Annotated in this window: 8 protein-coding genes; 4 read left to right on the top strand and 4 right to left on the bottom strand. The window is 55.4% G+C overall.

The genetic code is table 11. From position 1 onward, the window contains the following. The first annotated feature begins 90 nt into the window (after positions 1-90). Positions 91-1,287, top strand: coding sequence for a nicotinamide mononucleotide deamidase-related protein YfaY (locus NG99_RS15525; RefSeq protein ID WP_034894818.1), 1,197 nt, complete (start codon positions 91-93; stop codon positions 1,285-1,287). A gap of 63 nt (positions 1,288-1,350) precedes the next feature. Here NG99_RS15525 and yfaE read toward each other — a convergent pair whose 3' ends face one another. The 4 genes from yfaE to ubiG form a co-directional block, all read right to left on the bottom strand. Then, positions 1,351-1,611, bottom strand: coding sequence for a class I ribonucleotide reductase maintenance protein YfaE (yfaE, locus tag NG99_RS15520; protein WP_034894815.1), 261 nt, complete (start codon positions 1,609-1,611; stop codon positions 1,351-1,353). Position 1,612: 1 nt separating this feature from the next. Beyond that, the gene (nrdB, locus tag NG99_RS15515) at positions 1,613-2,743 is read right to left on the bottom strand and encodes a class Ia ribonucleoside-diphosphate reductase subunit beta (RefSeq protein WP_034894812.1); all 1,131 of its coding nucleotides are present in this window, start codon (positions 2,741-2,743) and stop codon (positions 1,613-1,615) included. A gap of 93 nt (positions 2,744-2,836) precedes the next feature. After that, on the bottom strand, positions 2,837-5,122 hold the full coding sequence (nrdA, locus tag NG99_RS15510) for a class 1a ribonucleoside-diphosphate reductase subunit alpha (protein ID WP_034894809.1): 2,286 nt from the start codon (positions 5,120-5,122) through the stop codon (positions 2,837-2,839). Positions 5,123-5,693: 571 nt separating this feature from the next. Further along, on the bottom strand, positions 5,694-6,422 hold the full coding sequence (gene ubiG, locus NG99_RS15505; protein WP_034894807.1) for a bifunctional 2-polyprenyl-6-hydroxyphenol methylase/3-demethylubiquinol 3-O-methyltransferase UbiG: 729 nt from the start codon (positions 6,420-6,422) through the stop codon (positions 5,694-5,696). A gap of 190 nt (positions 6,423-6,612) precedes the next feature. Between ubiG and gyrA the strand changes: the two genes are divergently transcribed. The 3 genes from gyrA (at position 6,613) to rcsC (ending at position 13,091) form a co-directional block, all read left to right on the top strand. Beyond that, the gene (gene gyrA / locus NG99_RS15500; protein WP_034894804.1) at positions 6,613-9,276 is read left to right on the top strand and encodes a DNA topoisomerase (ATP-hydrolyzing) subunit A; all 2,664 of its coding nucleotides are present in this window, start codon (positions 6,613-6,615) and stop codon (positions 9,274-9,276) included. A 163-nt stretch (positions 9,277-9,439) separates the two neighbouring features. Next, positions 9,440-10,039, top strand: coding sequence for a hypothetical protein (locus tag NG99_RS15495; RefSeq protein ID WP_034894800.1), 600 nt, complete (start codon positions 9,440-9,442; stop codon positions 10,037-10,039). A gap of 202 nt (positions 10,040-10,241) precedes the next feature. Further along, positions 10,242-13,091, top strand: a complete 2,850-nt coding sequence (rcsC, locus tag NG99_RS15490) for a two-component system sensor histidine kinase RcsC (protein WP_034894797.1) — start codon at positions 10,242-10,244, stop codon at positions 13,089-13,091. Positions 13,092-13,129: the final 38 nt, after the last annotated feature.

Here is a 13,129-nt window from a genome sequence, read left to right as displayed (position 1 = left end):
TTTTGTTAACAAAATTTTGTTAAAAATGACATTGTGTTTATCAGGGGGGCTTCATACAGTTAATCCACGCTGCCCGAACCGGAGAAAAAAATGATAAGAGTGGAAATGCTCGCAACTGGCGATGAAGTGCTGCACGGTCAGATTGTCGATACCAACGCCGCGTGGCTGGCCGGGGTGCTGTTCGAGAACGGCCTGCCGATGACCAGCCGTCAGACCGTCGGTGACAACATTGATGAGTTGGTCAGGGTGCTGACCGAACGCAGCAAAGTGGCCGACGTGCTTATTGTTAACGGCGGCCTTGGGCCAACCAGTGATGACCTTAGCGCGCTGGCCGCCGCCAGAGCCGCTGGCGTAGAGCTGGTGATGCAGGAGGAGTGGCTGGCGAAGATGGAGGCTTTCTTCGCCGGACGCGGTCGCAGCATGGCCGCCAGCAACCGTAAGCAGGCAGAGATCCCCGCCGGTGCCGAAATGCTGGATAACCCGGTTGGCACCGCCTGCGGTTTTGCTCTGCAGCTAAACCGCTGCTGGATTTTCTTCACCCCGGGCGTCCCTTCAGAATACAAGGTGATGGTCGAGCAGCAGATTTTGCCACGGCTCAAAGCCCGCTTCAGGCTGCCGGAACCGCCTGTCTGTCTGCGGATGACCACCTTCGGCCGGGGAGAGAGCGACCTCGCCGCCGAAATCGAGCCGCTGCCGATCCCCGACGGCGTGGTGATGGGCTATCGCGCCTCGATGCCGATTATTGAGCTGAAGCTGAACGGCCCGGCTTCAAAGCTGCCGGAGATGGAGCAGTTCTGGCAGCAGGTGCGGGAAATCGCCGGTGAAAGCACTATCTTCGAAGGGACTGAAGGGCTTCCGGCTCAGCTCTCGCGTCGTCTGAAGGAGAAGGGCCTCACGCTTGCCGTCAGTGAACAGTTCACCGCCGGGCTGCTGCAATGGCAGCTGGCCTCGGAGGAGGCGCCGCTGGCGGCGGGCAACGTCCTGCCGACGCGCGAAGAGTCTCTGCGGACGTTGCTCGACCGTAGCAAACAGCTTGCCGCAGAATCCGGGGCTTCGCTGGCGCTGATCGTTGGCGGCCTCCAGCAGGAACAGCTGGGATTCGCGCTGTCTACGCCAGAAGGCAGCTGGGCGCAGGGCGTGAAGTTTAACGTCAACCGTCACGGTCTGAAATCCCGCCAGGAGGTGGTGGCAATGATGGCGCTGAATATGCTGCGACGCTGGCTTAACGGCATGGAAGTGTCAACCGGGCACGGCTGGATTGATGTAGTGGAAACGTTGAAAGGCTGAGCGAGGGAAAGAATCTGTAGGGATATAAGCTCCCTACAGTAAAGTCAGCGGAGGATGTTACCCCTACATTTCAAGTTCGATATCGCCGTTGGCTTTGCAGCAGCAGGGGAGGATCTCATCTTCCTGAACGAAAGCCAGCGGCGTGGCGATATAGCACACTTCACCTTTCAGCAGCCGGGTGCGGCAGGAGCCGCAGTAGCCTTCCCGACACTGATACTCCACGCAAATCTTATGGGACTCAAGCGCGTCCAGCAGCGAGCGGTGCTCGTTCTGGCAGTGAAGCTGCGTGCCGGAGGCACGCAGGGTAATCCTCGAACCGGCCATATTACAGCTGGAAATCGCTGAAATCGTCGCCGTTGACTTCAGAGTCGATCTGGCCGACGAGATAAGAGCTGACCTCCACTTCCTGCGGCGCAACCTGAACGTTGTCAGACACCAGCCAGGCGTTGATCCACGGGATCGGGTTCGAACGGGTCTGGAACGGCAGATCCAGACCCACCGCGTGCATACGAATGTTGGTGATGTATTCAATGTACTGGCAAAGGATGTCTTTGTTCAGGCCGATCATCGAGCCGTCGCGGAACAGATATTCAGCCCACTCTTTCTCCTGCTGGGCCGCCATCACAAACAGGTCATAGCATTCCTGACGACATTCGCGGGCGATCTCTGCCATTTCAGGATCGTCCTCGCCGCTGCGCAGCAGGTTCAGCATATGCTGAGTGCCGGTCAGGTGTAGCGCTTCGTCACGGGCGATCAGCTTGATAATTTTGGCGTTGCCTTCCATCAGTTCGCGCTCGGCGAAGGCGAAGGAGCAGGCGAAACTGACGTAGAAGCGAATGGCTTCCAGCGCGTTAACGCTCATCAGGCAGATATAGAGCTGTTTTTTCAGCTCGCGCAGGTTGATGGTGACGGTTTTGCCGTTAACCTGGTGGGTGCCTTCGCCCAGCAGATGCCAGTAGCTGGTCATTTCGATCAGATCGTCGTAGTAGCCAGAAATATCCCTGGCGCGTGACAGGATCTGCTCATTGGTGACGATATCGTCGAACACAATGGCCGGATCGTTAACGATATTACGAATAATGTGGGTGTAAGAACGCGAGTGGATAGTCTCGGAAAACGCCCAGGTTTCTACCCAGGTTTCCAGTTCCGGGATGGAGATCAGCGGCAGCAGCGCCACGTTCGGGCTACGTCCCTGAATCGAGTCCAGCAGCGTCTGATATTTCAGGTTGCTGATAAAAATGTGTTTTTCATGCTCCGGCAGCCCCTGATAGTCGATACGGTCGCGGGAGACGTCGACCTCTTCCGGACGCCAGAAGAAGGAGAGCTGCTTTTCAATCAGCTTTTCAAAAATGTCATATTTCTGCTGATCGAAGCGGGCGACGTTAACCGGCTGGCCGAAGAACATCGGTTCGTTCAGCTGGTCGTTTTTATTTTGCGAGAACGTTGTGTAAGCCATGAATAGTAATCCAGTGAGAGCGGGCCGCGCGGGGCGGCCCTGACACATGATTGTTGCGGGCGAAAGGATAGGGTATCGCCCTGCCGCTGTTGCTTAAATCTTGCAGGCGCCGCTTTCGCAGCCGTCGTCCTGAATGGACGGCACCAGATCTTCCTGCGAATCTTCCGCACCGTCACGGGTGTTCTGGTAGTACAGCGTTTTCACGCCGAACTTGTACGCGGTCAGCAAATCTTTCAGCAACTGCTTCATCGGCACGCGGCCTTTGTCGAAGCGCGTTGGATCGTAGTTGGTGTTGGACGAAATGGCCTGGTCGATAAACTTCTGCATCAGGCCGACCAGCTGCAAATAGCCGTCGTTGTTTGGCATGTCCCACAGCAGCTCGTAATTGTCTTTCAGGCGCTCATACTCAGGAACAACCTGGCGCAGGATGCCGTCTTTAGACGCTTTGATGCTGATGTGGCCGCGCGGCGGCTCAATGCCGTTGGTGGCGTTAGAAATCTGCGAAGAGGTTTCTGACGGCATCAGGGCAGACAGCGTGGAGTTGCGCAGGCCGTGGGTTTTGATCTGCTCGCGCAGGCCTTCCCAGTCCAGGTGCAGCGGCTCGTCGCTGATCGCGTCCAAATCTTTCTTATAGGTGTCGACCGGCAGGATGCCCTGCGCATAGGTGGTTTCGTTAAACCACGGGCAGGCGCCTTGTTCTTTCGCCAGCTCGTTCGAGGCCTTCAGCAGATAGAACTGGATGGCTTCAAAGGTTTTGTGGGTCAGATTGTTAGCGCTGCCGTCGGAATAGCGCACGCCATGCTTCGCCAGGTAGTAGGCGAAGTTAATTACGCCGATGCCCAGGGTACGGCGACCCATTGCGCCGCGTTTGGCCGCTGGGATGGGGTAGTCCTGATAGTCCAGCAGCGCATCCAGCGCGCGTACCGCCAGGGTCGCCAGCTCTTGCAAATCGTCCAGGCTGTCGATAGCGCCAAGGTTGAATGCCGACAGCGTACAAAGCGCGATTTCGCCATTTTCATCGTTGACGTCCATCAGCGGTTTGGTTGGCAACGCAATTTCCAGGCACAGGTTAGACTGGCGCACTGGTGCAATAGCCGGATCGAACGGGCTGTGCGTGTTGCAGTGGTCAACGTTCTGGATGTAGATACGACCGGTAGAAGCTCGCTCCTGCATCATCAGCGAGAACAGGTCAACCGCCTTGACGCGCTGCTTGCGGATGCCTTCTTCCTGCTCATATTTAACGTACAGACGCTCAAACTCGTCCTGGTCAGCGAAGAAAGCGTCGTACAGGCCCGGCACGTCGGAAGGGCTGAACAGCGTGATGTCGCCCCCTTTCAACAGGCGGGTGTACATCAGTTTGTTGATCTGCACGCCGTAGTCCATATGACGAACGCGGTTTCCTTCCACGCCGCGGTTGTTTTTCAACACCAGCAGGCTTTCCACTTCCAGGTGCCACATTGGGTAGAACAGGGTGGCTGCTCCTCCGCGTACGCCGCCCTGAGAGCAGGACTTCACCGCCGTCTGGAAATGCTTGTAGAAAGGAATGCAGCCGGTGTGGAAGGCTTCGCCCCCGCGGATTGGGCTACCCAGCGCACGAATGCGGCCAGCGTTAATACCGATACCGGCACGCTGAGAAACGTATTTTACGATAGCGCTGGAGGTCGCATTGATCGAGTCCAGGCTGTCGCCGCATTCGATCAGCACGCAGGAGCTGAACTGGCGGGTAGGGGTGCGCACGCCGGACATAATTGGCGTAGGCAGCGAAATTTTAAAGGTTGAGATAGCGTCGTAGAAGCGCTTGACGTAATCAAGACGCGTTTCGCGCGGGTAACCCGAGAACAGGCACGCGGCTACCAGAATATAGAGGAACTGGGCGCTTTCGTAGATCTCGCCGCTGACGCGGTTCTGCGCAAGATATTTACCTTCCAGCTGTTTCACGGCGGCATAAGAGAAGTTCATGTCGCGCCAGTGATCGATAAACCCGTCCATCAGCTCGAACTCTTCGGTGCTGTAGTCCTCCAGCAGATGGCTGTCGTACTTGCCCATATCGACCATACGCTTCACCTGATCGTACAGCTTAGGCGGTTCAAACTGGCCATAGGCTTTTTTACGCAGGTGGAAGATAGCCAGACGCGCGGCCATGTACTGGTAGTCAGGCGCATCGCGGGAGATCAGATCGGCAGCGGATTTGATAATGGTTTCGTGAATATCGGAGGTTTTGATGCCTTCATAAAACTGGATATGTGAACGAAGCTCCACCTGGGACACCGAGACGTTTTGCAGACCTTCCGCAGCCCAGTCCAGCACGCGGTGAATTTTATCGAGGTTAATGCGTTCGGTGCGGCCATCGCGTTTGGTGACAAGCAAGCTCTGATTCATGTCGCGTAATATCCTGTCCGTGAGGGGTGAAAACCAATCTATCCCCCGTTTATACACAGAATGCTCAGATGTGAGTAACTCTGTGGATAAACACTATATATAGGGGGTAAGGGAAGTATGGGTAACAATATGGTGAGTATTTTAGTAATTTCTGCCGTCTTAACAAGGCTTGATTTTCCGACGGAATTACGGATCGAACGCTGGATTTAATGCTAAGCCCACGTTTCTCAAGGCCCAGGGGCGATGTCAACCACTTAAGAAAATATTTAGAAATTTGATCAAGCGCGGGTTTCTTGTTCATCGGTGAAAAGTTGCCCTTTTTTTTGCGCAAAAAAAGCCCTGAAGAGGCGAATTTTTGTCTCTTCATACCAGAGGAAAATAAAGTTTCCCTGTTTCAGGTTTATCCTGCCGTTGCAGTCCGCCCTCTGTCTAAGAGGAAAACGATCTGACCGCGGCGCTAAGCTAAGGGATTCTTATGACAATCAGGTGAAGGCCAGGCAGGGATTTCCCTTACTGATTAAACATGCAGGGTGCCCGGAAACGCACCCTGCACCAGGCCGGGAAGGGCGGGTCAGGCTTCAGCAGCGCGGGTGTGAACCATGTAATTAACGTCCACGCCCGGCGCCAGCTTGAAGCTGTTGGTCAGCGGATTGTAATGCAGGCCGATCATGTGGCGCTCGCGCAGCGGCGTTTCATCCACCCAGTTCAGCAACTCGGCAGGGCGAATAAACTTTTTGATGTCATGCGTGCCGCGCGGCACCATGCGCAGGAGATACTCCGCACCGACGATCGCCATCAGCCAGGACTTACTGTTGCGGTTAAGCGTGGAGAAAAATACTTCGCCGCCCGGCTTAACCAGCCTCGCGCAGGCATGGACCACCGATCGCGGATCTGGAACGTGCTCCAGCATCTCCATACAGGTCACCACGTCATACTGGCCCGCAAACTGCTCCGCATGTTCTTCCACGGTCTGCTGCACATAATCTACCTTCACGCCGCTTTCCAGCGCGTGCAGGCGGGCGATTTGCAACGGCTCCGCGCCCATATCCAGCCCGGTTACGTTGGCGCCTTCGCGGGCCATGCTCTCGGCCAGAATGCCGCCGCCGCAGCCGACGTCCAGCACTTTCTTGTCAAACAGGCCGTTGCTGTGCTGGGCGATATATCCCAGACGAAGAGGGTTAATCCGGTGCAGAGGCTTAAACTCCCCTTCCAGATCCCACCAGCGGGATGCGACCGCTTCAAATTTGGCAATTTCGTTATGATCCACGTTTGCCGTGGTGGCGTTTTGCTCAGCCTTCATAGGTGTCTCGCTCGCTAAAAGTCTGCCGGCAGTATACCTGTTTCCTTGAGGGAATGTGCAGCACCCGGCATTCTGCCAAATTAGCGTGCATTAAAGCGGTCAAAACGACGCTTTCCATTCACCACCAGGCCTAAAGGTGATATACTTTCGCACCTTTGAATCCGGGTAAAATTAAAAGGAAAGTGCCTCCATGAGTGACCTGGCCAGAGAAATCACACCGGTCAATATTGAAGAAGAGTTAAAAAACTCCTACCTCGATTATGCCATGTCGGTCATCGTTGGCCGTGCGTTGCCAGACGTTCGCGATGGCCTGAAACCAGTACACCGTCGCGTGCTCTACGCCATGAACGTGTTGGGTAATGACTGGAACAAACCTTATAAAAAATCCGCCCGTGTAGTCGGCGATGTGATCGGTAAATATCACCCTCACGGCGACAGTGCCGTGTACGACACCATTGTCCGTATGGCGCAGCCGTTCTCGCTGCGCTACATGCTGGTAGATGGTCAGGGTAACTTCGGTTCCGTTGATGGCGACTCCGCCGCCGCAATGCGTTATACCGAAGTACGCATGGCCAAAATTGCTCACGAGCTGCTGGCGGATCTGGAAAAAGAAACTGTCGACTTCGTGCCTAACTATGACGGCACCGAGCAGATCCCTGAAGTGATGCCAACCCGCATCCCGAACCTGCTGATCAACGGCGCGTCCGGTATTGCCGTGGGCATGGCGACCAACATTCCTCCGCACAACCTGACTGAAGTGATCAGCGGCTGCCTTGCCTACATTGACGATGAGAACATCAGCGTTGAAGGGCTGATGGAGCACATACCGGGACCGGATTTCCCAACCGCCGCCATCATCAACGGTCGCCGGGGGATTGAAGAGGCCTACCGTACCGGCCGTGGAAAAATTTACATCCGCGCCCGTGGCGAAGTGGAAACCGACGCCAAAACCGGCCGTGAGACCATCGTCATTCACGAAATTCCTTATCAGGTGAACAAAGCCCGCCTGATCGAGAAAATCGCGGAGCTGGTGAAAGAGAAGCGTCTGGAAGGGATCAGCGCGCTGCGCGACGAATCTGACAAGGACGGTATGCGTATCGTCGTTGAGGTCAAGCGCGATGCGGTTGGCGAAGTGGTGCTGAACAACCTCTACTCGCTGACTCAGCTGCAAACGTCTTTCGGTATTAACATGGTTGCCCTGCATCAGGGACAGCCAAAAATTATGCCGCTGAAGGACATTCTGGAAGCCTTCGTGCGCCACCGTCGCGAAGTGGTGACGCGCCGTACTATCTTTGAACTGCGCAAAGCGCGCGACCGTGCGCATATCCTGGAAGCGCTGGCAATTGCGCTGGCGAACATCGACCCCATTATCGAGCTGATTCGCCATGCCGCTACTCCGGCCGAAGCTAAAGCTGGGCTGGTCGCACGTCCGTGGGAGCTGGGTAATGTTTCGGCTATGCTGGAACGTGCGGGCGATAATGCCGCGCGCCCTGAGTGGCTGGAAGAAGAGTTCGGTATCCGCGACGGCCAGTACTACCTGACCGAGCCGCAGGCTCAGGCGATTCTGGATCTGCGTTTGCAGAAGCTGACCGGCCTTGAGCATGAGAAGCTGCTGGACGAGTACAAAGAGTTGCTGGAGCAGATTGCCGAGCTGATTCGCATTCTGGAAAGCGCAGAGCGCCTGATGGAAGTGATTCGCGAAGAGCTTGAGCTGATTCGCGATCAGTTTGGCGACAAGCGCCGTACTGAAATCACCGCCAACAGCGCCGATATCAACATCGAAGACCTGATCAACGAGGAAGACGTTGTTGTTACCCTGTCTCACCAGGGCTACGTGAAGTATCAGCCTCTGACCGACTACGAAGCACAGCGTCGTGGTGGTAAAGGCAAGTCTGCGGCACGTATTAAAGAAGAAGACTTTATTGACCGCCTGCTGGTGGCCAACACCCACGACACCATCCTCTGCTTCTCAAGCCGTGGCCGCCTGTACTGGATGAAGGTTTATCAGCTGCCTGAAGCGAGCCGCGGCGCGCGTGGGCGTCCAATCGTCAACCTGCTGCCGCTGGAAGCGAACGAACGTATCACCGCGATCCTGCCGGTGCGTGAATATGCGGAAGGGTGGAACATCTTTATGGCTACCGCTTGCGGTACCGTGAAGAAAACTGCGCTGACCGAGTTCAGCCGTCCGCGCAGCGCCGGGATTATCGCCGTCAATCTGCGTGACGACGACGAACTGATTGGCGTGTCGCTGACTAACGGCGGCGACGAGGCGATGCTGTTCTCTGCGGCGGGTAAAGTGGTGCGCTTCGCGGAAACCGCCGTACGCGCCATGGGCCGTACCGCTTCCGGCGTGCGGGGTATCAGGCTGGCGGAAGGCGATCGCGTTGTGTCCCTGATCGTCCCTCGTGATGATGGCGCGATCCTTACCGTCACTCAGAACGGTTACGGCAAGCGTACCAGTAACACCGAGTACCCAACCAAATCACGCGCAACCCAGGGCGTTATCTCGATCAAAGTGACTGAGCGTAACGGACCGGTGATTGGTGCGGTTCAGGTTGTCGACAGCGATCAGATCATGATGATCACCGATGCTGGCACGCTGGTTCGTACCCGCGTTTCTGAGGTGAGTGTGGTTGGGCGTAACACCCAGGGTGTTATTCTGATCCGCACCGCGGAAGATGAAAACGTGGTTGGCCTGCAGCGCGTGGCCGAACCGGTAGCAGAAGAAGAGCTCGATGCTATCGATGGCAGCGTTGCGGAAGGGGATGAGGATATCGCCCCTGAGGTCGAAAATGACGACGACGCAGCGGAACTGGACAGTGAAGATGAAGCGCCAGGCGACGAGGACGAGTAATCCTCAGTGCTGGTAGCGCCAGAGGCCGGTTCCCTGAACCGGCCTTTTTTTATGCCTGAATCCCGGAAAATAAAATCTGGAAAAGGGTGCGCAAAACAAAAATCGTAATCTGACAACCAAAAAGCGACCGGGTATACCAGGGGCTCACTAAGGAGAGTGGCTCATGGATATTAAGGTTAACAGTTCGACTCTATCGCTTTTACGAGAAGGAAAAGGATACCTGGTCAGCGTAAGAAAAAAGCGTTACGCAACGAGAGAATACATAGTGGAGATCGGTCCACTACACCTCGCTATGTATTCGCTTTTCACTTATCACTGGCCAAAAAAATATCTTGAATACTCAGCATGGATGGTTAGTTTTTATCCGCTGGATGCGGTATTCTCAGCTAGTCGAACGGATCTGTTCAGGGCGGACAGCAGTATGATGTACACCCGAAAAGAGCTGGAGCAGCTGATGGTAGAAGGTATTGGCGCAGCTATGCAGGATTTCATGGCGAAGCAATCCAGTGGGATTCTGGTTGCTGTAGCGGTGAGAGAAAATCTGGGCAAGCTCTACCACCGTTTACTTCTCCGACATGCCGAAGACGTAGGTTATTATTATCATCAAACATACAGGCAGGAGGCACTTTATGTTATCGAAAAAAAATGGACTCATCCCAATCCCCTCAGCGTCACCTTCAAACGAAGCCCGAGACAAAGTCATCGCGCTTGCGTTGGCTTGCATGCAGGAGAACGCCGAAGCGCTCTTGCTACAGGTGCGTAAGCAGGGCGGGTTCGGAGATCTACAGCCGGTTAAGCCGTTTCCCACTGGCTGCTGAGCGACATTCGCTTTTGCAAAACTGGTTTGCGTAACGGGTCTTTTTTGTGCGTCACGCAAACCGTGGCAACTGGCTTTTTTCCCAGTCTGACGGTACTGTAGCGGGATAAAATTTATCACTCTGTCCCGTCGCCACTATAGGTTTCGCTTGAAATATCTTGTCTCGTTCAGAACCACGCTAAGGATCTCCCGCTATCTGTTCAGGGCGCTGGCGCTTATGCTGTGGTCATTAGGAGCGTTGCTGACGACGTTTTATATTATTAACGTGCTGCACGAGAAGGAATCTCAGGTACGCCAGGAACTTGGCGCTAACTTTGAGCAGGCTCAGTGGTATGTTCGCCACTCCGCGGACGTTACCCGCGAATTGAAATATATTGCGGAAAACCGGCTCAACGCCTCGGCTAACGGCCTTGACGTGCTGAACGGGGTGTTTCCCGGTAAAACCACGCTGCCGCAGTTCTATCCTCTCTATTCCGATTCAGACTGTAGCTCAATGAGTAATGCCTGGCGTAACTCGCTGGAGTCGCTGAGCTATTTTCTGCACTACTGGAAAGAGAACTTTGCTTCTGCCTACGAGCTGAACCGCGTTTTCTTCGTCGGCGGAGAAAGCCTGTGCCTGGCGGACTTCGGCGTGGGGAATGCTTCGGCTAACCGCGAGCGGGCGCTGAAATCCCTGCACGAGCGGATCCTCAAATACCGTAACGGCAACGATGAAGAGCGCAAAAGCAGCATCGTTTGGGTCTCTCCTTCAGCCCAGCAGGGCGTTGGCTACTACTACCTGATTACGCCGATCTATGTCGCTAATAAAATGGCGGCACTGCTGGGAATAGAGCAAACCATTCGCATGGACGATTTCGTCACGCCGGGCAGTTACCCGGTGACCACTACGATTATTGATGCCAATAACCAGCGGCTGATGTCCTCTTCCCGTGGCAGCGGGGGAATTTCGCTGGATGACCTGCCGGACGAAAACAGCTGGTTTGGCTATATGAACGGCTACAAACAGCTGGTGCTAAAGAAAACGTTGATGCCTTCCGGTCTTAGCGTGGTCTATTCGGTTGCCACGGGCGAGCTGATTGCCAAGCTCAAGGTACTGATCATCAATGCCATTCTGCTGAACACGATCAGTGCGATAATCCTCTTTACCCTGGCCTGGCTATTCGAGCGCCGCATGTTTTTGCCTGCGGAGGACAACGCTCATCGCCTCGAAGAGCACGAACAGTTTAACCGTAAAATCGTCGCTTCTGCGCCGGTGGGCATTTGCATTCTGCGCACCAGCGACGGTACTAACATTCTCAGTAATGAGCTGGCGCACAATTATCTGACGATGCTGACGCAGGAGGACCGGCAGAGGCTGACGGAAATTATCTGCGGCCAGCAGGTGAATTTTGTCGACGTGCTGACCGGCAGCAACACCAACCTGCAAATCAGCTTTGTCCATTCGCGTTACCGTAATGAGAACGTGGCGATCTGTGTTCTGGTGGATGTCAGCGCCCGCGTGAAGATGGAGGAGTCGCTCCAGGAAATGGCTCACGCCGCCGAACAGGCCAGCCAGTCGAAGTCGATGTTCCTCGCTACCGTCAGCCACGAACTGCGCACGCCGCTGTACGGCATCATCGGCAACCTTGACCTGCTGCAAACCAAATCCTTACCGCAGGGCGTGGAGTCGCTGGTGACGGCAATGAATAACTCCTCCAGCCTGCTGCTGAAGATCATCAGCGATATTCTTGATTTCTCAAAAATCGAATCAGAGCAGCTGCGCATCGAGCCAAGGGAATTTTCTCCGCGCGAGGTGATCGCGCATATTTCCTCCAACTATCTGGCGATGGTGGTGAAGAAACGGCTGACGCTCTGGTGCTTTATTGACAGCGACGTCCCGGTGACGCTGGACGGCGATCCGCTACGCCTTCAGCAGGTCATCTCTAACCTGCTAAATAACGCCATCAAATTTACCCATACCGGCGGCATTATCCTGCATGTTTTTGTCAAAGATGGCTATCTGGCTTTCAGGGTGCGCGATACCGGCGTGGGCATTCCGGCGAAGGAAATTACCCGCCTGTTCGATCCTTTCTTCCAGGTGGGTTCGGGCGTGCAGCGTAATTTCCAGGGCACGGGACTCGGGCTGGCTATCTGTGAAAAGCTGATCAATATGATGGATGGCGATATTGAGGTCGATTCCGAGCCGGGAATGGGCAGCCAGTTTGTGGTGCGTATTCCGCTGTACAACAGCCAGGTGATGGCGCCGGTCCTGCACGAGGGATTACAGGACAAACGCTGCTGGCTGGAGCTGCGAAATGACGGGCTGGCCAGTTTCCTGGAGAAACTCCTTCAGGAGCACGGGATTAGCGTGCAGCGTTTCCAGGAAGGATGCTGCGGCCCTGATGATGTTGTGGTAACGGATTATGATTATCAGCCCCAACATGCGCTGCGGGCGGCAATCCGCTTCGATGGGAGCCATAACGGCGGCCCACAGGAGTTGGCATCAGGCCGCTGGGTTTACGGCACTACCACGCCGCATGAGCTGCCTGCGTTACTGGGGCGGATTTATCGCGTCGAGGTGGAGATGCCGGATGCGCTGACCGGCGTACCTGAAACCGACGAGAACCGCGCAAGCAACGAGGATATCCTGATCCTCGTGGTGGACGATCACCCGATCAACCGTATGCTGCTGTCCGATCAGCTGGGATCCCTCGGCTACAGGGTGAAGACGGCGCAGGATGGCGTTGATGCGCTGAACGTGCTGAGCCGCAGTGACATCGATATTGTGCTGACCGACGTGAACATGCCGAATATGGATGGCTATCGCCTTACGCAGCGTCTGCGCCAGCTTGGGCTGACGTTCCCGGTGGTCGGCGTAACCGCCAACGCGCTGGCGGAAGAGAAACAGCGCTGTATGGAATCGGGTATGGATAATTGTCTGTCGAAACCGGTGACGATGGATACGCTACAGCAGGCGCTGGCATTCTATGCTGAGCGGGTCAGGAAGGGCAGGGAATAGCGCGCGGCAATAAAAAAGGCGGAACAGGGTTCCGCCTT

Origin of the sequence: Erwinia typographi, from assembly GCF_000773975.1 — a bacterium.
GTDB classification, from domain to species: domain Bacteria; phylum Pseudomonadota; class Gammaproteobacteria; order Enterobacterales; family Enterobacteriaceae; genus Erwinia; species Erwinia typographi.
The sequence above is the reverse complement of the archived record's forward strand: the minus strand, read 5'-3'. Positions and strand labels throughout refer to the sequence as shown.